21 protein-coding genes and 1 pseudogene are annotated in these 22,393 nt (G+C 73.1%); 13 read left to right on the top strand and 9 right to left on the bottom strand.

The genetic code is table 11. The features are described 5' to 3' along the window. Positions 1 to 10: 10 nt before the first annotated feature. From ACIPPS_RS10855 to ACIPPS_RS10845, 3 genes are all read left to right on the top strand, one after another. Positions 11 to 1,399, top strand: a complete 1,389-nt coding sequence (locus tag ACIPPS_RS10855; RefSeq protein ID WP_401429428.1) for an 8-oxoguanine deaminase — start codon at positions 11 to 13, stop codon at positions 1,397 to 1,399. Positions 1,400 to 1,723: 324 nt separating this feature from the next. Next, positions 1,724 to 3,172: a nucleobase:cation symporter-2 family protein gene (locus tag ACIPPS_RS10850; RefSeq protein WP_401429426.1), complete on the top strand. Its 1,449-nt coding sequence runs from the start codon at positions 1,724 to 1,726 to the stop codon at positions 3,170 to 3,172. Positions 3,173 to 3,240: 68 nt separating this feature from the next. Continuing rightward, positions 3,241 to 4,167 carry an aspartate/glutamate racemase family protein gene (locus ACIPPS_RS10845; RefSeq protein WP_401429423.1) on the top strand — a complete coding sequence of 309 codons (927 nt, stop codon included), beginning with the start codon at positions 3,241 to 3,243 and terminating at the stop codon, positions 4,165 to 4,167. A gap of 27 nt (positions 4,168 to 4,194) precedes the next feature. On the opposite strand, the gene ACIPPS_RS10840 is transcribed toward ACIPPS_RS10845, so the two are convergent. Together ACIPPS_RS10840 and ACIPPS_RS10835 are read right to left on the bottom strand one after the other, a co-directional pair. After that, complete coding sequence (locus ACIPPS_RS10840) at positions 4,195 to 4,791, bottom strand: TIGR03086 family metal-binding protein (RefSeq protein WP_401429420.1); 597 nt, start codon at positions 4,789 to 4,791, stop codon at positions 4,195 to 4,197. A gap of 60 nt (positions 4,792 to 4,851) precedes the next feature. After that, entirely contained in the window at positions 4,852 to 5,439 is a 588-nt protein-coding gene (locus ACIPPS_RS10835) for a hypothetical protein (protein ID WP_401429417.1), read from the bottom strand. Between the two features lie 133 nt (positions 5,440 to 5,572). Here ACIPPS_RS10835 and ACIPPS_RS10830 point away from each other — a divergent pair, with 133 nt between their 5' ends. Both ACIPPS_RS10830 and ACIPPS_RS10825 read left to right on the top strand, forming a co-directional pair. Then, the gene (locus tag ACIPPS_RS10830; protein ID WP_401429414.1) at positions 5,573 to 6,526 is read left to right on the top strand and encodes a fibronectin type III domain-containing protein; all 954 of its coding nucleotides are present in this window, start codon (positions 5,573 to 5,575) and stop codon (positions 6,524 to 6,526) included. 54 nt (positions 6,527 to 6,580) lie between these two features. After that, positions 6,581 to 8,458: a hypothetical protein gene (locus ACIPPS_RS10825; RefSeq protein WP_401429411.1), complete on the top strand. Its 1,878-nt coding sequence runs from the start codon at positions 6,581 to 6,583 to the stop codon at positions 8,456 to 8,458. A gap of 153 nt (positions 8,459 to 8,611) precedes the next feature. Here ACIPPS_RS10825 and aceB read toward each other — a convergent pair whose 3' ends face one another. Together aceB and ACIPPS_RS10815 are read right to left on the bottom strand one after the other, a co-directional pair. Next, on the bottom strand, positions 8,612 to 10,234 hold the full coding sequence (aceB, locus tag ACIPPS_RS10820) for a malate synthase A (protein WP_401429408.1): 1,623 nt from the start codon (positions 10,232 to 10,234) through the stop codon (positions 8,612 to 8,614). Positions 10,235 to 10,461: 227 nt separating this feature from the next. Beyond that, positions 10,462 to 11,094: an NTP transferase domain-containing protein gene (locus ACIPPS_RS10815; protein WP_401429406.1), complete on the bottom strand. Its 633-nt coding sequence runs from the start codon at positions 11,092 to 11,094 to the stop codon at positions 10,462 to 10,464. 166 nt (positions 11,095 to 11,260) lie between these two features. On the opposite strand from ACIPPS_RS10815, the gene ACIPPS_RS10810 reads away from it, so the two are divergent. Beyond that, positions 11,261 to 11,581 (top strand): DUF5955 family protein, encoded by a 321-nt coding sequence (locus tag ACIPPS_RS10810; RefSeq protein ID WP_401429404.1) that lies wholly within the window; start codon positions 11,261 to 11,263, stop codon positions 11,579 to 11,581. A gap of 151 nt (positions 11,582 to 11,732) precedes the next feature. Here the strand turns inward: ACIPPS_RS10810 and ACIPPS_RS10805 are convergent, their stop codons facing one another. Then, positions 11,733 to 12,365 (bottom strand): response regulator, encoded by a 633-nt coding sequence (locus tag ACIPPS_RS10805; protein ID WP_401429402.1) that lies wholly within the window; start codon positions 12,363 to 12,365, stop codon positions 11,733 to 11,735. Beyond that, positions 12,362 to 13,558, bottom strand: a complete 1,197-nt coding sequence (locus tag ACIPPS_RS10800) for a sensor histidine kinase (protein WP_401429400.1) — start codon at positions 13,556 to 13,558, stop codon at positions 12,362 to 12,364. Before ACIPPS_RS10800 ends, ACIPPS_RS10805 begins: the two co-directional genes overlap by 4 nt. 112 nt (positions 13,559 to 13,670) lie before the next feature. Between ACIPPS_RS10800 and ACIPPS_RS10795 the strand changes: the two genes are divergently transcribed. Both ACIPPS_RS10795 and ACIPPS_RS10790 read left to right on the top strand, forming a co-directional pair. Continuing rightward, positions 13,671 to 14,756 carry an ABC transporter permease gene (locus ACIPPS_RS10795; RefSeq protein WP_401429398.1) on the top strand — a complete coding sequence of 362 codons (1,086 nt, stop codon included), beginning with the start codon at positions 13,671 to 13,673 and terminating at the stop codon, positions 14,754 to 14,756. Beyond that, positions 14,753 to 15,433 (top strand): ABC transporter ATP-binding protein, encoded by a 681-nt coding sequence (locus ACIPPS_RS10790; RefSeq protein WP_401429396.1) that lies wholly within the window; start codon positions 14,753 to 14,755, stop codon positions 15,431 to 15,433. The genes ACIPPS_RS10795 and ACIPPS_RS10790 overlap by 4 nt, the downstream gene beginning before the upstream one ends. Before the next feature lie 196 nt (positions 15,434 to 15,629). Here ACIPPS_RS10790 and ACIPPS_RS10785 read toward each other — a convergent pair whose 3' ends face one another. Beyond that, entirely contained in the window at positions 15,630 to 16,439 is an 810-nt protein-coding gene (locus tag ACIPPS_RS10785) for an IclR family transcriptional regulator (protein ID WP_401429395.1), read from the bottom strand. A gap of 337 nt (positions 16,440 to 16,776) precedes the next feature. Here ACIPPS_RS10785 and allB point away from each other — a divergent pair, with 337 nt between their 5' ends. Both allB and alc read left to right on the top strand, forming a co-directional pair. Then, the gene (allB, locus tag ACIPPS_RS10780; RefSeq protein WP_401429392.1) at positions 16,777 to 18,111 is read left to right on the top strand and encodes an allantoinase AllB; all 1,335 of its coding nucleotides are present in this window, start codon (positions 16,777 to 16,779) and stop codon (positions 18,109 to 18,111) included. 3 nt (positions 18,112 to 18,114) lie between these two features. Continuing rightward, positions 18,115 to 19,230 carry an allantoicase gene (gene alc / locus ACIPPS_RS10775; RefSeq protein ID WP_401429390.1) on the top strand — a complete coding sequence of 372 codons (1,116 nt, stop codon included), beginning with the start codon at positions 18,115 to 18,117 and terminating at the stop codon, positions 19,228 to 19,230. A gap of 162 nt (positions 19,231 to 19,392) precedes the next feature. Here the strand turns inward: alc and ACIPPS_RS10770 are convergent. Next, a pseudogene (locus ACIPPS_RS10770) lies at positions 19,393 to 19,815 on the bottom strand (SDR family oxidoreductase); the annotation flags it as partial. 206 nt (positions 19,816 to 20,021) lie between these two features. On the opposite strand from ACIPPS_RS10770, the gene ACIPPS_RS10765 reads away from it, so the two are divergent. The 3 genes from ACIPPS_RS10765 to ACIPPS_RS10755 all read left to right on the top strand — a co-directional run bounded on the left by ACIPPS_RS10765 (position 20,022) and on the right by ACIPPS_RS10755 (position 22,071). Beyond that, the gene (locus ACIPPS_RS10765; RefSeq protein WP_401429387.1) at positions 20,022 to 20,633 is read left to right on the top strand and encodes a dihydrofolate reductase family protein; all 612 of its coding nucleotides are present in this window, start codon (positions 20,022 to 20,024) and stop codon (positions 20,631 to 20,633) included. Between the two features lie 134 nt (positions 20,634 to 20,767). Next, positions 20,768 to 21,694, top strand: a complete 927-nt coding sequence (locus ACIPPS_RS10760; RefSeq protein ID WP_401429385.1) for a DMT family transporter — start codon at positions 20,768 to 20,770, stop codon at positions 21,692 to 21,694. 11 nt (positions 21,695 to 21,705) lie between these two features. After that, a complete protein-coding gene (locus ACIPPS_RS10755; protein ID WP_401429383.1) occupies positions 21,706 to 22,071 on the top strand; it encodes a hypothetical protein in 366 nt (121 codons plus the stop codon). Between the two features lie 73 nt (positions 22,072 to 22,144). Here ACIPPS_RS10755 and ACIPPS_RS10750 read toward each other — a convergent pair whose 3' ends face one another. Continuing rightward, the gene (locus ACIPPS_RS10750; protein ID WP_401429381.1) at positions 22,145 to 22,363 is read right to left on the bottom strand and encodes a hypothetical protein; all 219 of its coding nucleotides are present in this window, start codon (positions 22,361 to 22,363) and stop codon (positions 22,145 to 22,147) included. Positions 22,364 to 22,393 lie beyond the last annotated feature (30 nt).

The raw sequence follows: 22,393 nt of genomic DNA, 5'->3' as shown, positions 1-22,393 counted from the left end.
AACCACCGCCATGGCAGCACCTTCGGCAGCCCAGCGCATTGTCATCGAGAACTGTGCGATCGCGACCGTGGACGCCAACGACACCGAGTACGCCACCGGTTACCTCGTCGTCGCCGACAACAAGATCGAGTCCATCGGCGCCGGCAAGGCGCCCGAGGGCCTGGAGAACGTGGTCCGCCGGATCGACGCCACCGGTCATCTGGTGACGCCCGGTCTGGTCAACACCCATCACCACTTCTACCAGTGGATCACCCGGGGCCTGGCCACCGACCACAACCTCTTCAACTGGCTGGTCGCGCTCTACCCGACCTGGTCGCGCATCGACGAGTCGATGGTCCGCGTCGCGGCCCAGGGCTCGCTCGCGATGATGGCCCGCGGTGGTGTGACCACCGCGATGGACCACCACTACGTCTACCCGCAGGGCTCCGGCGACCTGTCCGGCGCCATCATCGGCGCCGCCCGCGACATGGGCGTCCGTTTCACCCTCGCCCGCGGCTCGATGGACCGCAGCGAGAAGGACGGCGGCCTGCCGCCGGACTTCGCCGTCGAGACGACCGAGGGTGCGCTCCTCGCGACCGAGGAGACCGTCAGGAAGTACCACGACGCCTCCTTCGACGCGATGACCCAGGTCGCCGTCGCCCCCTGCTCGCCCTTCTCCATCTCCACCGACCTGCTGCGCGAGGGCGCCGCGCTCGGCCGCCGCCTCGGTGTGCGCATGCACACCCACGGCTCGGAGACCGTGGAGGAGGAGAAGTTCTGCCACGAGCTCTTCGGCATGGGCCCGACCGACTACTTCGAGTCGACCGGCTTCCTCGGCGAGGACGTGTGGATGGCGCACTGCGTCCACATGAACGACTCCGACATCGAGGCCTTCGCCCGGACCAAGACCGGCGTCGCCCACTGCCCGTCCTCCAACGCGCGGCTCGCCGCCGGCATCGCCCGTGTCCCGGACATGCTGCGCGCCGGCGTCCCCGTGGGCCTGGGCGTCGACGGCACCGCCTCCAACGAGTCGGGCGAGCTCCACACCGAGCTGCGCAACGCGCTCCTCATCAACCGCCTCGGTGCCCACCGCGAATCCGCGCTCAACGCCCGCCAGGCCCTGCGCCTCGGTACGTACGGTGGCGCCCAGGTCCTCGGCCGCGCCGACAGCATCGGTTCTCTGGAGGCCGGCAAGCTCGCCGACTTCGTCCTCTGGAAGATCGACGGCCTCGGCCACTCCTCGATCGCCGACCCGGTCACCGCGATCGTGTTCGGCGCTGCAGCCCCGGTGACGGCCTCGTTCGTCAACGGCAAGCAGATCGTGGAGAACAACCGCCTGCTGTTCGCGGACGAAGAGGCGATCGCCCGCGACGCGCGCGCGGAGGCGCAGCGCCTGGCCCGGATCACGGCCCAGGGCTGACCTCCCCAAGGAGTCCGACCGAGGGGGACGGCCCTTGGTCGGTCGCCGCGGACCCGAGCGGGGTCCGTGGCCGGCTGGACGGGGGGTGACCGTACGACAAGAGGTACGGCACCCCCCGGACGGTCGATGCGCGCCCTCCTCCCTGGGCGCGCGACGAGCGGTGTCCCCCACGCCGCCCGATGTCTTCGCAGTACCCGAAGTCCCCCGTGGCGACCGCCACTTCCTCATGAGCCGCACACCGTGAGGCGCACGATCCGCACCCCCTTGCACCACCTCCCTGACATCCGCGTCACCGCCGACGTGTAACCGACCGGAGGAACCGCCGTGGCCGCAAAGCCCAGGTTTCGCAATGATGCACACGATTCCAGCGCCGATACCGGAGACGAGAGGCATCCGGTCGACGAGACGCTGCCGCCCCTGAGAATGTTCACCAGCGGTCTCCAGCACGTGGCCGCGATGTACGCGGGCGTGGTGGCCCCGCCCCTGATCGTCGGCGCGGCCGTCGGACTCTCCGGCACCGAACTGACCTTCCTCACCGGAGCAAGCCTCTTCACCGCGGGGCTCGCCACCTTCCTCCAGACGCTCGGTGTCTGGAAGATCGGCGCCCGCCTGCCGTTCGTCAACGGCGTCACCTTCGCCGGCGTCGCGCCGATGCTCGCGATCATCGACACCACGGACGACAAGGCCGACGCGCTGCCGATCATCTTCGGCGCGATCATCGTCGCCGGAGTGCTCGGCTTCATAGCCGCCCCGTACTTCTCCAAGCTCGTCCGCTTCTTCCCGCCCGTCGTCACCGGCACGGTGATCACCCTCATCGGCATCTCGCTCCTGCCGGTCGCCTTCGGCTGGGCCCAAGGGCCCAATCCGGCGGCCGACGACTACGGTTCGACCACCTACCTCACCCTCGCCGCGATCACGCTCGTCGTGGTGCTGGTCCTGCGCCGCTTCACCCGCGGCTTCCTGAAGCAGATCGCGGTCCTGGTCGGCCTCGTCATCGGCACGCTCATCGCGATCCCGTTCGGGGTCACCGACTTCAGCCCGGTGACGGAGGCGGACATCGTCGGCTTCCCGACGCCGTTCCACTTCGGAGCCCCGCAGTTCGCCGTCGCCGCGATCATCTCGATGTGCGTCGTCATGCTGGTGTCGATGACCGAGTCGACCGCCGACATGCTGGCGCTCGGCGAGATCGTCGACCGGCCGGCCGACGAGAAGACCATCGCCGCCGGTCTGCGCGCCGACACCCTCGGCTCCGCCCTGAGCCCGTTCTTCAACGGCTTCATGTGCAGCGCCTTCGCCCAGAACATCGGTCTGGTCGCGATGACGAAGATCCGCAGCCGGTTCGTGGTCGCCTGCGGCGGCGGCTTCCTGGTCCTGATGGGCCTCTCACCGGTCGCCGCGTCGCTGATCTCGGTCGTTCCGCGACCGGTGCTGGGCGGAGCGGGCGTGGTCCTCTTCGGCTCGGTCGCGGCGAGCGGCATCCAGACGCTGGTCAAGGCCGGTCTGGAGAAGGACAACAACGTCCTGATCGTGGCGGTCTCGCTGGCCGTCGGCATCATCCCGATCACGGCCCCGGAGTTCTACCACGCCTTCCCGGAGACCGCGAAGATCATCCTGGACTCGGGCATCTCGACCGGCTGCGTCGCGGCGGTCCTGCTGAACCTGGTCTTCAACCACCTGGGCAAGCGCGGGGACGAGGACACGGTCACCGCGCCGATGGAACCGGGCGAGGAGATCTCCGAGACCCGCGGGGCCAAGGCGGCGCACGTCCACTGAGCGCCCTTCCGCCCTCCGCCGAGCCGGTCCCCGCGTACGCCGCGGGGGCCGGCCGCGGGCGTTCGGTGATGCTGATCAATCCGAACACCTCCGCCGCCACCACGGCCATGATGACGGCGATCGCCCGGCGGACCCTGGGGCCCGCCGTCACCGTCCGGGGTGTCACCGTGGCGCGTGGCCCCCGCATGCTCACCGACCCGGCGGCGCTGCGCGCGGCAGCCCCGGAGGTCCTCGCGGCCGGCCGCCACGCCTTGACCGAGGGCACCTGCCACGCGCTCCTGGTAGCCGCCTTCGGCGACCCGGGCGTGCCGGACCTGCGAGCACTCGCCTCGGCCCGAACCCAGGCAGATGCGAACGCCGCAGCCGGTGCCGGTGTCGTGGCCGGTGCCGTGGCCGGAGTCGGAGTCGGAGACGGTGCCGGTGCCGGAGCCGGGGTCGGTGTCGTGGCCGGTGCCGGAGCCGTGGCCGCAGCCGGTCTCGTGGCCGGTGTCGGAGGCGGAGCCCATGCCCCGGCGCCTGCCGAGCCTCGTGTCCGCGTGCGGACCGAGCCCCACGACCGGGCCCCGGACCCGCTGCCGGTCCCCGTCGTCGGTATCGGTGAGGCGGCGATCCTGGAGGCAGCCGCGCTCGGCCGGCGGTTCGGCATCGCGACGACCACGCCCGAGTTGGCGGGGCACATCACCGAACGCGTCGCCGCACTCGGCCTCTCCGGCCTCTTCACCGGCCTGCGGCTGACCGGGGGAGACCCCGAAGCCCTCTCCGCCCGGCCCGACGCGCTCCGCGAGAGCCTGGCGCGGGCGGTCCGTGCCTGTGTGGTCCGGGACGGCGCCCAGGCCGTCGTCATCGGCGGAGGCCCGCTCGGCGAGGCGGCCGCGTCACTGCACGCCCGCTTCGAGACCCCCGTGATCTCCCCGATCGCGGCCGCCTGCCGTAGGATCACGTCGCTCCTGGGCGAGGCCCCCGGCAGCCCTCCCTTCGACCGCGCGGCTCCATGAGCCGGTCAACGGGAGCGCACGGCGCCGTCAGGACGCCGCGGGGCGCCAGTCCGGGCGTCGGCCGCTCAACCCGATCACACGGTCGAGCGCGGGCCCGTCGGCCGGGACGGTGACGATCGGGCCGAAGAAACCCTCGTCGCCCGGGGCGTCCTCCTCGGGCGTCAAGAGCTCCTCCGAGGACGCGAGGTCCGCCGCGTCCACCTCGTAGCTCTGGTGCGTGGCCCGCGCCAGGTCCCAGCCGTGGATCACGAGCTCGTTGAGCGCGACCCTGCCCATGACGGCGGCCGGCATCTCCACCCCGCCGGCCTGGGTGTCCCCTTCCCAGGCTCCCGGTTCGCGCCAGGCCGCCGCGAGCGCGTCCAGGGCCTTCGGCAGCTCCGTACGCCACTCGTCCCCGAGGACCGGCCGTTCCGCGCCGGGCGGGGTGCCGGTCGTCGGCCCGAAGTCCTTGCGGGCGGCGTCGCGGAAGGCCACGCTCAGTTCGGCGACGTGCGCGAGCAGGTCTCCCACCGTGTACTCCGGACAGGGAGTGGGGTCCCCGAGCCGCTCGTCGCCGATGCCCGCCGCGACACGCGCCATCCGCGCGGTGGCCGCACCCAGATCGTTGCCCTGTGTCTTCTCCATGCAGGGCAGACCGCGGGGCCGCCCCGAACTCATCGCTCGACATCGGCCGCTTCCGGCCGCTCACCCCGCCGCCTCCCCCCGCCGCCGGCACTCAGCGGCCAGATGGGGGTAGGCCGCGCCGATCGCCTCGTACAGCCGCGCGCTCAGCAGCCGCTCCGCCTCCGCCCGTCCCGTCGACGCGAACAGGCCGTCGAGCAGGGTCTCGTACCGCGACAGGACGTACCGCAGATAGCTGACCTGCCAGCGCACCAGCGCCCCTGCCGCCACCCCGCCCGACCCTCCCGGCCCGCGTGCCCCGAGCAGCTGGCGGTGTCGTACCGCGCGCCGTTCCAGCTCGGCCGCCGGGAGGCGGGGCACCTGGATCGGCTCCGCCAGGATCGCGGCGAGCACCGCGCTCCGCCGCCGCTCCGCCCCCGCCTCGACGGCCGCGGAGCGGCGCCCGCAGGCGGCCGCGCACCGGACGAATTCGGGAGTCCGCTCCACCGCCTCCACCCGCGCGAGCCGGTACAGCCGCACGGGCGCGAGCGACCAGCGCCTCGGATCCCGCCCCTGGATGTCGGGCGCGCCCAGCAGCTCGCGCACCATCGGATCGCTCCAGCCGCGCTCGCGCAGTCCGGCAAGCGTCAGAAAAGTCGTACGGTCCGTCACGACAGCCCCCTCGGTCGATCACAGTGAGTGACGAATTCAGTGAAGCGCACGCCACTGACACCCGCCCCCTTGCCGAGATCACCGCACCCGTGCCATACAGGTCTGGACCAAGTCGACGGACGGAGGCATTCCTGTGCAACGCCCGCTCGCCGCATGTGTGTTGACGGCCGTCGCGCTCACCCTCGCGGCCTGCTCCCAGGGCCCCGCCAAGGACACCAGCGGCCCCACCGCGCCCACCGGCGTCACCGCCGCCTCCGGCAGCTCCCAGACCGTCCACGTGATGTGGAACGCGGCCACCGACGACCGCGCGGTCACCGGCTACGAGGTCTACCAGCAGGGCCGCAAGGTCAAGGACCTCCCCGCCACGACGCTCATGGTCGACATCGTGGACCTCACGCCCGCGACCCCGTACGCCTTCACCGTCCGCGCCCGTGACGCCGCCGGAAACCGTTCCCCGCACAGCCCGACCGTCCCCGCCACCACCCTCGCGGCGACGGCCCAGGACCGCACCCCGCCCACGGCCCCACGCGCTCTGCGCGTCACCGCCGAGGGGAGCCACGCGGCCACCCTGACCTGGCAGGCGGCCCGCGACGACACCAAGGTCACCGCGTACGACGTCTACCAGGCCGACGCCCGGATCCACACCGTCCCCGGCACGGCCACCACCGCCCGCCTCACCGGCCTGCGCGCCGGCACGGTCTACTCCTTCACGGTGCGCGCCCGCGACGCCGCCGAGAACTCCTCACCGGACAGCGCCCCCGCCGACCTCACCACCACCCCGGCCCCCGGCGCCGCCCCCCTCACGGCCCCCACCGACCTGACGGCCAAGGTCACCAAGGGCGGCGAGGTCACCCTCACCTGGACCCCGCCGCGCACCGGATCCCCGGTGACGGAACACCAGCTCTTCCTCAACGGCGCGTTCACCACCACCGTCATCTGGGGCGCCCAGCCCCCGCCCGGCGAGGCGACCTACACCTTCACGGTCCCCACCACCGAACCCACCCGCTACAGCGTCAAGCTCCGTGCCCGCCTCCCCGACGGCACCTGGGGTGACTTCTCGGCCCAGCGCACCGTTGTCGTCCCATGACGGTGCCGCCCCGGGCCTCGTCGTCCGGCCCACGCCGGAACTACCCTGGGAAAGGTGGCAGGGACCGTGCTCACCAACACCGGGCTCGACGTGTTCCTCGACGGAACTCCGGAGCTCCGCCGTGACCCCTCGTCCGTACGGGCCGCGGACGCCGTGCTCGCGCTGCTCTCGCTGCGCGGGGCGGACCGCCGGAGCGGTCTGCCCGAGCCGAGCGTGGAGCTGGTGCGACGGCTGCTCGTCGAGGACGCGCCGGCGTTCGTGTACGCGACCGCGGCGGAGCTGCCGGCCTATCCCGCCGTGCTCGTGGCGCTGACCGCACGCGTGCGGGAGGCGGGACGGCTGAACGCCAAGCGGCAGGCGCGGATCGTGGCGGCGGTCGAGGACATCGTGCCCGACTTCGAACGGGCCATGGGCGACCCCGCCAACTACACCTGGCAGCGCTGGTACGCCTCCCTGCTGCGCGCCGACGGGACCGACCCGGCCGACGCGGGCGCCGTACGGGCCTGGCTCGCCGGTCATGACGGGGTGCGGCCGCCCGACGGGCTCCACCGGGCCGACCTGATGAACCGCAGCGACGTCGCCGACGCCCTCCTCGCCGACGCCCTCGCCGGCGCGTACGTCCACGAGGCCGAGCGTCCCTCGCCCGCCGGGCCGCTGCTGGCCGCCGTGGACGTCTCGCACGGAGTGGGGAAGATCGGGGGCCTGCTGGTCGACCGGTGGACCGCCGAAGGGCTCTCCGCCGCGCTCGCCGGGCCGTACGCCCATCTCGCCCCCGGCTCCGAGGCCTTCCCGCACCTCGCCCTCGCGGACACGCTCCTCGACGAGCACCTCAACTACTACGGGGACTCCTGGATCCCGCTGCCGCCCCCGCCCATGGAGGCCCACGAGCCCCAGCGCTCCGTCGAGGCGGGCGCCGACCTGCTCGCCGAGGCCGTCGAGGAGATGAAGGACGAGACCGGCGGCCTGTACGACGGCGAGGCCGCGCACCTGCTGTACGCGCTCTACCAGCGGGGCGCCTGCGCCGAGTCGGTCGCGCGCCGGGCCGCCGAGTTCGAGGACTGGCCGGTCGACCCCCGCCTGGAGGACGCCCCCGTCCTCGTCCCGGCGAACGCGCCCGAGACCTACGCGCTCCCGGACCTCGACGAGCTGTCCCGGCTGACCGGGACCGTGGCCACGGAGGACGCGCGGACCGCGCTGGAACCGGGCGCCCTGGCCATGGCCGCCACCGTCGACCGGCTGGCCCGTACCGGCATGGTCTTCCGCACCGGCGACGCCTTCGGCCTCACCCCCTGGGGCGTCGAGGTCCTGCACTACCTGCTGCGGGTGCGCTGGGTCGCGGCGCCGGACGCCAAGGAGGTCGCCGGCTGGGACGCGCCCACCGTCATCGCCGCCGCCGAGGGCTGGTCCGCCTCCGCCGCGACCCGCGTCCTCGCCGAATGGCTGCACGCCCACGGCGACTCGGCGGAGGCCTGGTCCGCGCTGCTCGGCGCCCTCGGCACGGTCCACGCCGGAACCTTCGAGGCCGCCGGAACGCGCGCGCTCTTCGGCTTCCTCGACCCCGCCGCCGTCCCCGTCGAGGCGCTCCGCGGCGCCCTCGACGACCCGGTGATGGGCGCGTACGCCTACGGGGTGCTGCGGGCCAGGGGCGAGCCCGCCGACGAGACGCTGGTGCCGACGTCCGCCCGCGCCGTCCTGATCCTCGACCGGCTCTCCCGCCACGGCGACGACGGCCGGACGGTCCTCGACGCCTCGGCGGCGGGCTGGCCGGGCGGCGTCGACGCCCTGGTCCGGGAGATGGCGGCGGTCGATCCGTACCGTGCCGAGCGGACCCTGGGAGCGCTGCGCATCCCGATGCCGGACGTGCGGTCGTCGCACGGGCGGGTCTCCGCCGGTCGGCCGAAGAGGCGTGCGGCGCGCCGCCGCGCCCGCTGACCCCGGCGCGTGAAAAGGGCTCCGCCCCCGGTGCTGTGCGTTCACCGGGGGCGGAGCCGTTCTCCGCGGGGTCACCGCGCTCGCGAAGTCACCGCGCTCACGGGTTCACCGCGGGTTGTTCGGCCGCTGTGCGGGTCAGCCGAAGCAGGGGGCTCAGCCGACGAGCTGGTCGTACGCGGGGAGGGTCAGGAAGTCCGCGTAGTCGGCGTCGAGCGAGACGTGCAGCAGCAGGTCGTGCGCCTGCTGCCACCGGCCCGCCGCGAAGGCCTCCTCGCCGATCTCCGCGCGGATCGCGGCGAGCTCCTCGGCCGCGACCTCGCGGGCCAGCTCCGGGGTGGCCTTCTCGCCGTTCTCGAAGACGACGCCCGCGTTGATCCACTGCCAGATCTGCGAGCGCGAGATCTCGGCGGTGGCCGCGTCCTCCATCAGGTTGAAGATGGCGACCGCGCCGAGGCCGCGGAGCCAGGCCTCGATGTAGCGGGTGCCGACCTGGACGGCGTTGCGCAGGCCGTCGTACGTGGGCTTCGCGTCGAGCGAGTCGATGGCGATCAGGTCGCCGGGCGCCACCGAGACGTCCTCGCGCAGCCGGTCCTTCTGGTTCGGCCGGTCGCCGAGGACCGCGTCGAAGGAGGCCATCGCGATCGGGACCAGGTCCGGGTGGGCGACCCAGGAGCCGTCGAAGCCGTCGCCGGCCTCGCGGTCCTTGTCCGCCTTGACCTTCTCGAAGGCGACCTTGTTGACCTCTGCGTCCTTGCGGGACGGGATGAAGGCCGCCATGCCGCCGATCGCGTGCGCGCCACGCTTGTGGCAGGTGCGGACGAGGAGTTCGGTGTACGCGCGCATGAACGGCGCCGTCATCGTGACCGCGTTGCGGTCCGGCAGGACGAACTTGGCGCCGCCGTCACGGAAGTTCTTGACGATGGAGAAGAGGTAGTCCCAGCGGCCGGCGTTGAGGCCCGCGGCGTGGTCGCGGAGCTCGTAGAGGATCTCCTCCATCTCGTACGCGGCCGTGATCGTCTCGATGAGGACGGTGGCGCGGACGGTGCCCTGCGGGATGCCGACGTACTCCTGAGCGAAGACGAAGATGTCGTTCCAGAGGCGGGCCTCCAGGTGCGACTCCGTCTTCGGGAGGTAGAAGTAGGGGCCCTTGCCGAGCTCGATCAGCCGCTTGGCGTTGTGGAAGAAGTACAGCCCGAAGTCGACGAGCGCGCCGGGGACCGGGCGGCCGTCGAAGGTCAGGTGACGCTCCTCCAGGTGCCAGCCGCGCGGCCGCATGACGACCGTGGCCAGCTCGTCCGCCGGCTTCAGCGCGTAGGACTTGCCCGACCGCGGGTCCGTGAAGTCGATGTTCCGGGCGTACGCGTCGATCAGGTTGACCTGACCGAGGACCACGTTCTCCCAGGTCGGGGCCGAGGCGTCCTCGAAGTCCGCGAGCCAGACCCGGGCGCCCGAGTTCAGGGCGTTGATGGTCATCTTCCGGTCGGTCGGGCCCGTGATCTCGACGCGGCGGTCGTTCAGGGCCGCCGGGGCCGGCGCGACCCGCCAGGAGTCGTCCGCGCGCACGGCGGCGGTCTCCGGCAGGAAGTCCAGGGTCGAGGTACGGGCGATCTCGGCGCGTCGCTCCGCCCGGCGGGCGAGGAGCTCGTCCCGGCGCGGGGTGAACCGCCGGTGCAGCTCCGCCACGAAGGCGAGGGCCGCGTCGGTCAGCACCTCCTCCTGCCTCGGCAGGGGCTCGGCTTCGACGACGGCCAGGGGGGACGGCGCTGGTGCGGACATGAACTGTCACTTCCTTCAGCGGACTTCGCGTGCGGTGCGTTGCGGCCGCCGGGCGTCACGGGTTCGGCACGGAGTGCCGCAGGCGCCGAGATACGGCCGCGGAGCGCCGTCAGGGGATCAGGCGCTTCTGAACAGTGGATACTAGTTTCCTCATGGTGGAAGTTCAATCGTTTGTTGATATCGAGATTCTCTGGATCGACAGAACATGGCGCTCAGTGCCACGCCCTTCACTCAAGGTGGACCAGATCCGCCTCCGTGTCGATGTCGTAGGGCTCGGCCACATCCGAACAGTCCACCAGCGTGATCGCATCCCGGTGATCCTTCAGATAGTCCCGCGCGCCCTGGTCGCCCACCGCCCCCGCCGCGATCCCCGCCCAGCGGTCCGCGCCGAACAGCACGGGATGGCCGCGCTTCCCCTCGTACGAGGCGGCCGCGAGCGAGTCCCGCGCGCGGTACGCCGACCGGACCCGCGCCACCGCCTCCGCCCCGATCCCCGGCTGGTCCACCAGCGACACGAGCGCCGCGTCCACCGGCAGAGCCTCGGCGGCCAGCGAGGCGAGCCCCACCCGCAGCGAGGAGCCCATGCCCTGCGCCCACTCCGGGTTGTCGACCAGGACGCACCCCGGCAGCTCCGCCCGCTCCCGTACGAGCTCGGCCGAGGCGCCCAGGACGACATGGACCACCTCGCAGCCCCCCTCGCGCAGCACGCGCACCGCGTGCTCGACGAGGGGCCGGCCGCGGTGGGTCAGGAGCGCCTTGGGGCGGCCGCCGAGCCGCCGCCCGCCGCCCGCGGCGAGCAGGAGACCGGCCACCAGGGGCGAAGCGGGCGGGACCGCCGCCGTATCCGTCGTATTCGTCATACCGACTGCATACCGCATGACACGGACGCCTGAATTGTGTCCACGATGTGGCGCGCCGGGCGCGCGATGGCGTTAACTTGCTCGCGACTCCGGGCGCCCGACCGTCGTTCGCCGGCCGGATCGTGGTGGGGAGTTCGGCGCACAGTGTCGTGCGAGGGGGAGAACTTTGTTGCGAAGCGTTGGGCAGAGGCGTGTGACAACCGACGGCGGCGAGGACCCGAGGGTGGCGGAGCTGCGTGCCGCCGTCTCCCGGCTCCGCCGTGAACTCGCGGGCCACCGGGCCGAGTTCACCGACCGGGGCATCGCCGAGGACGAGCTCGCCGCGCTGGACGCGATGGTCGTCAGCGGCATCCCCGAGGTACGCCGGCTGCGCCGCTCCCTGCTCCTGATCGCCGGGTCGATCGGCTCGGTCAGCGCCCTCGCGAACGGCCTTGCGAACGTCCGCCAGGCGGTCGAACTCTTCGGAGAACCACCGCGCCAACTCTGACGCGCGGTCAGGGCGGGCGTTCGGTCGGTTCGGGCGTCCGATCCAGTCGGTCGGTTCGGACGTGTGATCAAGCCGGGCGTCCGATCAACCTGGGCGGCCGGTCAGGTCGTGCGTCCGAACAAGCCGGGCGTTCGGCCAGGTCGTGCATCGATCAAGCCGGGCGTCTGATCAGGCGTCTGGAGGTCGCCGTGGCCACCGCCGCCGTGCGGGAGTCCACACCGAGCTTGGCGAAGATGTGCACCAGGTGCGACTTCACCGTCGCCTGGCTCAGGAACAGCACCTTGCTGATCTGCTGGTTCGACAGCCCCTCGCCCACCAGCTGGAGCACCTCCAGCTCCCGCTTCGTCAGCGCCTCCGCCGGGGTCCGCATCCGGTCCATCAGCCGGTGCGCCACCGCCGGCGCCAGGGCCGACTGGCCCGCCGCCGCCGTGCGGACCGCGGCCGCCAGCTCCTCCGGCGGGGCGTCCTTCAGCAGATAGCCCGAGGCGCCCGCCTCGACCGCCGCCAGGATGTCCGCGTCCGTGTCGTACGTGGTCAGGACCAGCACCCTCGGGCCACCCGGACCGGCCGTGATCGCCGCCGTCGCCTCCGAGCCGTGCATCCCCGCGCCGAACTGGAGGTCCATCAGGACCACGTCCACCCCTCCCGCTCCGGCCAGCTCCACCGCCCGCTCGGCCGTGGCGGCCTCGCCGACCACGGCGAAGTCCGGTTCGGTGTCCAGGACCGCGCGCAGCCCGGCCCGTACCACCGGGTGGTCGTCGGCGAGAAGGAGACGGATCGTCATGTCGACACTCCAGCGGGGCCTGCGGGCAGGGGAGGGGAGAGGGGCAGAGGGAGGGAGACGGCGACCGCCGCGCCCTGGCCGGGCGCGGACTCCACCGTGAACGTGCCGCCCAGCGACTCCGCCCGCGCGCGCATCGCCGGCAGCCCGAAGCCGCCGTCGTCCGACGACGGCGCGAGCAGCCCCGGGTCGAAGCCCGTGCCGTCGTCGACCACGTCCAGCGTCACCGACGCGCCCATGAACGACAGCGTGATCTCCGCGCGCGACGCCGAGGCGTGCCGCACCGTGTTCGCGAACGCCGACTGCGCGATCCGCAGCAGCGCCACCTCGTACGGCGTCGGCAGCTCCACCGGCGTCCCGCTCACCGTGAGGCGCGCCCGCGGGGCGGCCTCGGGGCCCGGCTCGCACAGCCGCTCCAGGGCCGCCGCGAGCGAGCCGTGCTCCAGGTCGGGCGGGGAGAGCGCCCGTACGAACCGCCGCGCCTCGGCCAGGTTGTCCTGCGCCGCGCGGCGCGCCCCCTCGATGTGCCCGGCGGCCGGCGAGCCCGCCGGCAGCACCCGCTCGGCGGCCCGCAGCAGCAGCTGGATCGAGGAGAGTCCCTGCGCGAGCGTGTCGTGGATCTCCCGCGCCAGCCGCTCGCGCTCCGCGAGCGTGCCCGCGTGCCGCTCGGCCGCCGCCAGCTCCGCCCGCGTCGCGATCAGCTCCTCCACCATCCGCCGGCGCCGCTCGCTCTCCCTGTACAGCGCCTGGTAGCCGAGGACCGTCGCGACCGCGACCGCGCCACCGAGCAGCGGTCCGATGAAGACCCCGGGATTGAGCGGCGCGCCGTGGCGGACGTACGACAGGATCGCCGCGCACGCCGTCAGGGCCACCGACGGCAGCGCCCAGCGGACCGGCAGCAGGTGCAGCTGGAGGAAGTACAGCGGGAACGCCACCCACAGCCCGTCGGGGGTGGCCGCGAGCAGCGCCAGCCAGGACGCGCACAGCGCGGCCAGCCAGAGCGCGGCGGCCCGCTGCGAGTCCCGTACGGAGGGCAGCGCCGAGCCGGCCGCGTAGACCCCGGCCGTCACCGCCGCGAGCGCGATCCCGGCGGCGGAGTCCGCCCGGAGCGCCGCGAGCGCCAGCAGCCCCGCCATCAGCAGGTGCAGACAGAGACGCAGCGCGCGCAGGGCGGGGGTGAGGGAACGCGGATCCATGGTCCGTCCAGCGTAGGCGGGGGCAGACAATCCGGACTCAACCGAAAGTTTGATCGCGGAGCCATCCGTGGCGCGATGCCGGGGGCCGCCGGGGCCGGGAAAGCTGGTCGACATGTTCGTGGCATGGAGAGACCTGCGCTTCGCCAAAGGGCGATTCACGCTGATGGGAGCGGTGATCGTGCTGATCACCCTGCTCGTGGGACTGCTGTCCGGGCTGACCGCCGGACTCGCCCGCGAGAACATCTCGGCGATCACCGGACTGCCGGCGGACCGGCTGGCCTTCGCCACCCCGCCGTCCGGCCGGTCGGTCTCCTTCACCAACTCGACGGTGACCGAGAGCCAGTGGCGGCGGTGGGCCGAGCGGCCCGGTGTGACGAGCGCGCAGCCGCTGGCCATCCGTACGCTCAACGGCGTCGCCGGGGACCGCACGGTCGCCGTCTCCGCCTTCGGTACGGAGCCGTCGGCGGCCCTCGCGCCCGCGAGCGGGAAGCTGGGGCCGGGGCGGGTCGTCCTCTCCGAGTCGGCGGCCGAGGAGCTGGGTCTCGGCGTGGGCGGGGCCGTACGCCTCGGTCCGCTGGAGGCCCGCGTCGCGGCCGTCGCGGGCGACGCCTCGTACAGCCACACGCCCGTGGTCTGGACCTCCCTCGACGACTGGCAGCGGCTCGGGCACAACGGCACGACGCCCGAGGAGCAGGCGACGGTCGTCGCCCTGCGCGTCGTCGGCGACGCGGACCTGGGCGCCGGGGACGCGGCTCTGGGAACGGAGTCGCGGACGATCGAAGAGGCGCTCACCGCCCTGGGGTCCTACCAGGCCGAGAACGGCTCGCTGCAGCTGATGCGGGGCTTCCTCTTCGCGATCTCCGCGCTGGTCATAGGGGCCTTCTTCACGGTGTGGACGATCCAGCGGAGCGGTGACGTGGCGGTGCTGAAGGCGCTGGGCGCGTCGACTCCCTACCTGCTGAAGGACGCGCTCGGGCAGGCGGTGCTGATGCTCGGGGCCGGGACGCTGTCCGGCACGGCGCTCGCGGTCGGTGCCGGGGCGCTGATCAGCGGGGGCGACGTGCCGTTCGTCCTGGAGCCGTTGACCGTGCTCGGCCCGGCCGCCGTGATGATCGTCCTCGGTGTCCTCGGCGCCGCCCTGTCCATCCGGCGGATCACCGCCGTCGACCCCCTGACCGCGCTCGGGAGCGCCCGATGACTCTGCTGCTGGACGACGTGACCCTGACGTATCCCGACGGTGACGGGCGTCTGACCGCGCTCGACGCCGTCTCCCTGGAGGTGCCGGCCGGTCATCTGACGGCGGTCGTGGGGCCTTCGGGCTCCGGCAAGTCCAGCCTGCTGGCGGTGGCGGCGACGCTGGTGACGCCGGACCGGGGGCGGGTGGTCGTGGCCGGTACGGAGACCGGCCCGCTGGACCGGGCGGGGCGGGCGGCGCTGCGGCGGGAGCGGATCGGGATCGTGTTCCAGCAGCCGAACCTGCTGGCCTCGCTGACGGCGGTGGAGCAGCTGCAGGTGATGGCGCACCTGTCCGGCGGGAAGCCGAAGGCGGTACGGGGGAGGGCGCTGGCCCTGCTCGACGCGGTCGGTCTCGCGGACCAGGCGGCGCGCCGCCCGCACCAGCTGTCGGGCGGCCAGCGCCAGCGGGTCACCCTCGCGCGGGCCCTGATGAACGAGCCGTCCGTCCTCCTGGTCGACGAGCCCACGAGCGCGCTCGACCACGAGCGGGGGGCGGCGATCGTGGAGCTCCTGACGACCCTGACGCGGGAGCGCGGCACGGCGACGGTCCTGGTCACCCACGACCGCGCCCACGCGTCGCGCGCGGACACGCTGATCGAGGTGGAGGACGGCCGGGTGAGGTCGGGGACGCGGGCCTGAGGGGCCCGCAGGGCGAGGCGCGGCCGGCGGGGCGGGGCGCGGCCGGCAGGGCGGGCGCGGGCTCTGCCCGCGAGGTGGGGCGCGGACCTGAACGCGGCCGGCGGGGCGGGGCGCAGGTGCTGCCCGCACAACGGGGCGCGGGGCCGAACGGGCCCGCAGGGCGGGCGCGCCCGGGGGCGCGCCCCGTCCGGTTCCGCTAGCTCTGGCCGTTGGCGGCGGTGTTGGCCAGGGCCGTGGAGAGTTCCTGGGCCACTTCCTGGAGGATCGGGACGATCTTCTCCGTGGCCGACTCGGTGACGCGGCCCGCCGGACCGGAGATCGAGATCGCCGCCGCCGTCGGGGAGTTGGGGACCGAGACCGCGAGGCAGCGGACTCCTATCTCCTGCTCGTTGTCGTCGACCGCGTACCCGGCGTTCCGCACGGCCACCAGCGCTTCCAGGAAGCCGTCCGGCGTCGTGATGGTCTTCTCCGTCGCCGCCGGCATGCCCGTCCGGGCGAGCAGCGCGCGCACCTCGTCGGCCGGGGTGTAGGCGAGCAGCGCCTTGCCCACGCCCGTGGAGTGCGGCAGCACCCGCCGGCCGACCTCGGTGAACATGCGCATCGAGTGCTTGGACGGCACCTGCGCGACGTACACGATCTCGTCGCCGTCCAGCAGCGCCATGTTCGCGGTCTCGCCGGTCTCCTCGACGAGCCGCGCCAGGTACGGCCGCGCCCACGTGCCGAGCAGCCGGGAGGCGGACTCGCCGAGCCGGATCAGGCGGGGGCCGAGCGCGTACCGGCGGTTGGGCTGCTGGCGTACGTAGCCGCAGGCCACCAGCGTGCGCATCAGGCGGTGGATGGTGGGCAGCGGCAGCCCGCTGCTGGCGGAGAGCTCACTCAGCCCGACCTCGCCCCCGGCGTCGGCCATCCGCTCCAGAAGGTCGAAGGCACGCTCGAGGGACTGGACGCCACCGCTCGCGGCGGCGGGCTTGGCGGCGTCGGTGGTGCTGGCGCTGGACGTCGGCACGTCAAGGTCCTTTCGGGGCAGGCGGGCAAGGCAGCAGCCTACCGGGCGGTCCGGTCGGACACACGGCCGAGGCCCTGGCGTACGGGCCGGTCAGGGGGGTGTTTGTCCGGTGTCGGCAGCCGCCCGGCGGCGTCCGTCTCCGCCCCGCATGTGCGGAGCTACGTTCTACTGTACGAAATTTCCATTCCACTTCATGGAAACATCCAAGTCGCCGCCGGAGGGCGGCGCCCGACGGGGTCATGCCGAGGTCGCGCGGAAAGTGCACCCTTGACGACATGTCGTCCTGAGTGAAGACTCCTTCAACAGTTCGTTGAAATTCTTGCTGGAAGGGGTACGGGTGGACGTCAACCTGGTACTGCGCTCGACTCGCGTCATCACCCCCGAGGGGACGCGGGCCGCGTCGATCGCCGTCTCCGGCGGGACCATCGCCGCTGTGCTGCCCTACGACGCCGAGGTACCGGCCGGTGCCCGGCTGGAGGACGTCGGCGACGACGTCGTGCTCCCCGGGCTCGTCGACACCCACGTCCACGTGAACGATCCCGGCCGCACGGAGTGGGAGGGCTTCTGGACCGCCACCCGCGCCGCCGCCGCCGGCGGCATCACCACGCTGCTCGACATGCCGCTGAACTCGCTCCCGCCCACCACGACGGTCGAGCACCTGCGGATCAAGCAGGACGTCGCCCGCGCCAAGGCGCACATCGACGTCGGCTTCTGGGGCGGCGCGCTGCCGGACAACGTCAAGGACCTGCGTCCGCTCTTCGACGCCGGTGTCTACGGCTTCAAGTGCTTCCTGTCGCCGTCCGGCGTGGACGAGTTCCCCCAGCTCGACCAGGAGCAGCTGGCCGCCTCCCTCGCCGAGATCGCCGGCTTCGACGGCCTGATGATCGTGCACGCCGAGGACCCGCACCACCTGGCCGCCGCCCCGCAGAAGGCGGGCGGGAAGTACGCCGACTTCCTCGCCTCCCGGCCGCGCGACGCCGAGAACACGGCGATCGAGAACCTGATCAACCAGGCCCGTCGCCTCAACGCCCGCGTCCACGTGCTGCACCTCTCCTCCTCCGACGCGCTCCCCCTGATCCGCGCCGCCAAGGCCGAGGGCGTCAAGATCACCGTCGAGTCCTGCCCGCACTTCCTCACCCTCACGGCCGAAGAGGTCCCGGACGGCGCGACCGAGTTCAAGTGCTGCCCGCCGATCCGTGAGGCCTCGAACCAGGACGCGCTGTGGGAGGGGCTCGCCGACGGGACGATCGACTGCGTCGTCTCCGACCACTCGCCCTCCACCGCCGACCTGAAGACCCCGGACTTCGCCTCCGCCTGGGGCGGCATCTCCTCCCTCCAGCTCGGCCTCCCGGCCATCTGGACCGAGGCCCGCCGCCGCGGCTACGACCTGACGGACGTCGTCCGTTGGATGTCCGCCGCCCCCGCCCGCCTCGCCGGCCTGGACAGCAAGGGCGCGATCGAGGCCGGCCGCGACGCCGACTTCGCCGTGATCGACCCGGAGGCGACCTTCACCGTCGATCCCGCCGAGCTGGAGCACCGCAACCGCGTCACCGCCTACGCCGGCAAGACGCTGCACGGCGTCGTGACCTCCACCTGGCTGCGCGGAGAGCGCATCGCCGACCGCGGCACCCTGGCCGAGCCCTCCGGCCGCCTCCTCGAAAGGACCCACTGACCCGTGACCGGCATACCCTCCTTCACCGGCGACGCCAGCCCCTTCGGCGGCGGTGACCCGTACGCCGACTACCGCACGGCGGACTTCCCCTTCACGCAGTACGCGGACCTGGCCGACCGGCGCCTCGGCGCGGGCGTGATCGCCGCCAACGACGAGTTCTTCGCCGAGCGCGAGAACATGCTGAAGCCCGCGGCCGCCGAGTTCGACCCCGAGCACTTCGGCCACAAGGGCAAGATCATGGACGGCTGGGAGACCCGCCGCCGCCGTGGTGTCTCCGCCCAGCAGCCGCACCCGACCGACGACGACCACGACTGGGCGCTCGTCCGCCTCGGCGCCCCCGGCGTCGTACGCGGCATCGTCGTCGACACCGCGCACTTCCGCGGCAACTACCCGCAGGCCGTCTCCGTGCAGGCCACCTCCGTCGCCGGCTCCCCCTCGCCCGAGGAGCTCCTCGCGGACGACGTGAAGTGGACGACGCTCGTCCCGCGCACCGCGATCGGCGGCCACGCGGCCAACGGCTTCGCCGTCGATGTCGAGCAGCGCTTCACGCACCTGCGCGTCAACCAGCACCCCGACGGCGGCATCGCCCGCCTGCGCGTCTACGGCGAGGTCGCCCCGGACCCGCGCTGGCTGGCCGTCCTCGGCACCTTCGACCTCGCGGCCCTGGAGAACGGCGGCCAGGTCGAGGACGCCTCCGACCGCTTCTACTCCCCGGCGACCAACACCATCCAGCCGGGCCGCTCCCACAAGATGGACGACGGCTGGGAGACGCGGCGCCGCCGCGACAAGGGCAACGACTGGATCCGCTACAGCCTGGCCGCCGAGTCCGAGATCCGCGCCGTCGAGATCGACACCGCGTACCTCAAGGGCAACAGCGCGGGCTGGGCGGCGCTCTCCGTGGCCGCCGAGGGCTCCGAGGACTGGACCGAGATCCTGCCCCGGACCCGCCTCCAGCCGGACACCAACCACCGCTTCGTGCTCGACACCCCGGCGGTCGGCTCCCGCGTCCGGATCGACATCTACCCCGACGGCGGCATCTCCCGCCTCCGCCTCTTCGGCTCGCTCACCGAGGAGGGCGCGGCGCGCCTGACCGCGCGCCACCAGGAACTGGGCGGGTAACGACACCCCGCCCGGCCCGCGAGGGCGCACCGGCCGACAGCACCGGTGCGCTCTCGCGCCTTTTCCGCGTCCCGCCGCGTCCCGCCGCGTCACGCGTCCCGCCGCGTCCCGCCGCGTCACGCGTCCCGATGCCTCACGCGGCGTGGCCGCCGTTCCTCCCTGTCACGCGGCGTGGCCGCCGTCGACCGAGAACTCCGCGCCCGTCACGTACGCCGCGCCCGGTCCGGCCAGGAACGCCACCAGTGCGGCGACCTCCTCCGCCGTGCCGAAGCGGCCCAGCGCCGTCATCTCCGCCTGACCCCGCGCGTACGGGCCGTCCGCCGGGTTCATCTCGGTGTCGATCGGGCCGGGGTGGACGATGTTCGCGGTGATGCCGCGACCGCCCAGCTCCCGCGCGAGGGACCTGGTGAGGCCGATCAGCGCCGACTTGCTCGTCGCGTAGAGCGTGCCGCCGGGGCCCGGGACCCGGGCCGTCATGCACGAGCCGACGGTGATGATCCGCCCGCCCCGGTCCATCCGCCCGGCCGCCGCCTGGGCGGCGAGGAAGGCCCCCCGGACGTTCACCGCGAGGACCCGGTCCACATCCCGAAACCTCCGCAAGAAGTACCGATGGGTCGTTGCGGGTTCAATGAAAGTCGGCCGGGGCGCCGGACACCGGCGGCAATCGGACACCGTGACCAGCGGTCGCTCCGGCGGCCGATGACTTTCGCCGAGGGGTGCGGTCAGAGCTTGTGAGACACGATGGACCGGGGGGCGGCGCACCCGGCACCCACCAAGGAAGGGGCACCACCATGGGCAAGCTCTCCCTCACCCAGTTCGTGACGCTCGACGGCGTCTACCAGGCGCCCGGCGGGCCCGACGAGGACCGCAGGGGCGGATTCGAACACGGCGGCTGGTCCGTCCCGTACGGGGACGACGACTTCGGCGCCTTCATGAACGAGGTCTTCACCCGGCCCGCCGCCTTCCTGCTCGGCCGCCGGACGTACGAGATCTTCTCCGGGTACTGGCCGAAGCAGACCGACCCCGACGACCCGGTGGCCTCGAAGCTCAACGCCCTCCCCAAGTACGTCGTCTCGACCACCCTCGACTCGGCCGACTGGGCCGGCACCACGATCCTCGGCGGCGGCGCCGTCATGGAGGTCGCCGCCCTGAAGGACCGCGTCGACGGCGAGATCCAGATGCACGGCAGCGGAAAGCTCGCGCAGTCCCTGATGGCGGCCGACCTCGTCGACACCCTCCACCTGCTGGTCTTCCCCGTCGTCCTCGGCACCGGCTTCCGGCTCTTCGCCGACGCCGTCCAGCCCACCGCTTTCCGCACCACCGGGTCCAGGACCACGAGCACGGGCGTCTCCATCGCGACGTACGAGCTGGCGGGCCGCCCCGAGTACGGCACCTACGAGTAGCCGTACGGGCCCGAGCGCGCCCCTGCCGGCGGGGGAAAGATGTAGCCACCACCGGCACCTCCCGGTACGGTGATCGTTCCGCGTGCGAGCCGCCGAAGTCTCCACCTCGTCCCACGTGTTGGAGCAGGCCCACGATGTCCACGATCGCCGCCTCCGTCCCCGTGCGCGCCCCGCGTCGCGCCTGGCTCACCGACCTTCCGGTGCTCCTCGTCGCCGTCGTCTGGGGCGCCAGCTATCTCGCCGCCAAGGGCATCACCACCACCCACACCGTCGTCGCGGTCCTGGTCCTGCGGTTCGCCGTCGTCCTGCCCGCGCTCGCCGTCGCCGGATGGCGCGGGCTGCGCGCGCTGACGGCGGCCCAGTGGCGCGGCGCCGGCGTCCTCGGCCTGATCCTGAGCGGGATCTTCCTCCTGGAGACGTACGGCGTCGTCCACACCTCCGCGACCAACGCGGGCCTGATCATCAGCCTCACCATGGTCCTCACCCCGCTCGCCGAGGCGACCGTCACCGGCACCAGGCCACCCCGTGCCTTCCTCGCCGCCGCCGGGCTCTCGGTGGCGGGCGTGGTGCTGCTGACCCAGGGCGGCGGTTTCTCCACCCCGTCCCTCGGCGACCTGCTCATGCTGCTCGCCGCCCTCGCCCGTACCGTCCACGTCCTGGCCATGGCCCGGATCAAGGCGGTGCGGGACGCCGACGCCCTCTCCCTCACGACCGTCCAACTCGGCTCGGCCGTCGCCGTCTTCGCCGTGCTGGCCACGGTCCCCGGCACCGGCGCGTCGCCCTGGTCGGTGGCGCTCGACTTCGGCCCGCGCGAATGGGCCGGACTGCTCTTCCTCTCCGTCTTCTGCACGCTCTTCGCCTTCTTCGTGCAGATGTGGGCCGTCCGCCGCACCTCGCCGTCCCGGGTCAGCCTGCTGCTCGGCACGGAACCGCTGTGGGCCGCCGCGGCCGGCATCGCCCTGGCCGGCGACCGACCCGGAGCGCTCGGCGTCGCGGGCGCGATCCTGGTGCTCGCGGGCACGAGTTGGGGGCGCCGCGCCGCCGACGCGAGCGCCCGATAGGTTCTTGCCCCATGCGTTCACTGCCGTACGACATAGCTTTCCGCGCCCGCGCGCGACGTACCCAGGCCTGGGGACTCGGACTGCTCACCGTCGCCGGGCTGTTGTGGATCTGGTGCGCGGTGGGGATCTTCCTCCCGTACACGGTCGCCGACGGCCGCGACGACGACGAGTGCGAGGCCCGCTTCGGCTCCGAGTACCTCCACAACGACCGCAGCGACTGCGTCGCCGAACGCGACTGGCCCGAGATGGTCGCCCTGCTCGGCGGCTCGATCCCCTTCGCGGTGGTCGGCGGCGTCCTCTACACCAGCGGCTCCGTCTCCCACCGGATGGCCGAGCACCTCGCCGAGGTCACCCGCCTCGACGGCGCGCGGCCCTGACCGGCGGCGCCCTCGCCAGGTGCGCGGCGACCGGCGGCGCCGCGTCAGGTGCGCGGCGACCGGCGGCGCCGCGTCAGGTGCGCCGGCTGGTGTCCGCGATCATCAGGATCACGAACCCGAGCACCGCGACCACGATGTTCGCGAACAGCACCCGGTCCTCCAGGAACCAGACGTTCTCCGTGAGGGCCCGGGTGAACCCCATGAAGGGGAACCAGCCGGTCAACTCGCGCACCACCCCGGCGAGGCCGCCGATCAACACCACACCGCCCACGAACTCCAGCACCTTCTTCATGGGGCGATCATGACGCCCCGGCCCGCGCGC

This window comes from Streptomyces sp. NPDC090127 (genome assembly GCF_044746945.1).
In the GTDB taxonomy this organism is placed as follows: Bacteria; Actinomycetota; Actinomycetes; order Streptomycetales; family Streptomycetaceae; genus Streptomyces.
Note: the sequence above shows the minus strand (reverse complement) of the source record. Positions and strands in the feature narration are given on the sequence as shown.

What these genes read in the sequence shown, in the direction of transcription:
- ACIPPS_RS10840 (WP_401429420.1), bottom strand. Translation starts at nt 4,791, where the DNA reads ATGGAGAAGACACAGGGCAACGATCTGGGTGCGGCCACCGCGCGGATG.
- ACIPPS_RS10760 (WP_401429385.1), top strand. Translation starts at nt 20,768, where the DNA reads ATGTCCACGATCGCCGCCTCCGTCCCCGTGCGCGCCCCGCGTCGCGCC.
- ACIPPS_RS10790 (WP_401429396.1), top strand. Translation starts at nt 14,753, where the DNA reads ATGACTCTGCTGCTGGACGACGTGACCCTGACGTATCCCGACGGTGAC.
- ACIPPS_RS10805 (WP_401429402.1), bottom strand. Translation starts at nt 12,365, where the DNA reads ATGACGATCCGTCTCCTTCTCGCCGACGACCACCCGGTGGTACGGGCC.
- ACIPPS_RS10750 (WP_401429381.1), bottom strand. Translation starts at nt 22,363, where the DNA reads ATGAAGAAGGTGCTGGAGTTCGTGGGCGGTGTGGTGTTGATCGGCGGC.
- ACIPPS_RS10845 (WP_401429423.1), top strand. Translation starts at nt 3,241, where the DNA reads ATGCTGATCAATCCGAACACCTCCGCCGCCACCACGGCCATGATGACG.
- ACIPPS_RS10795 (WP_401429398.1), top strand. Translation starts at nt 13,671, where the DNA reads ATGTTCGTGGCATGGAGAGACCTGCGCTTCGCCAAAGGGCGATTCACG.
- ACIPPS_RS10855 (WP_401429428.1), top strand. Translation starts at nt 11, where the DNA reads ATGGCAGCACCTTCGGCAGCCCAGCGCATTGTCATCGAGAACTGTGCG.
- aceB (WP_401429408.1), bottom strand. Translation starts at nt 10,234, where the DNA reads ATGTCCGCACCAGCGCCGTCCCCCCTGGCCGTCGTCGAAGCCGAGCCC.
- ACIPPS_RS10755 (WP_401429383.1), top strand. Translation starts at nt 21,706, where the DNA reads ATGCGTTCACTGCCGTACGACATAGCTTTCCGCGCCCGCGCGCGACGT.
- ACIPPS_RS10765 (WP_401429387.1), top strand. Translation starts at nt 20,022, where the DNA reads ATGGGCAAGCTCTCCCTCACCCAGTTCGTGACGCTCGACGGCGTCTAC.
- ACIPPS_RS10815 (WP_401429406.1), bottom strand. Translation starts at nt 11,094, where the DNA reads ATGACGAATACGACGGATACGGCGGCGGTCCCGCCCGCTTCGCCCCTG.
- ACIPPS_RS10800 (WP_401429400.1), bottom strand. Translation starts at nt 13,558, where the DNA reads ATGGATCCGCGTTCCCTCACCCCCGCCCTGCGCGCGCTGCGTCTCTGT.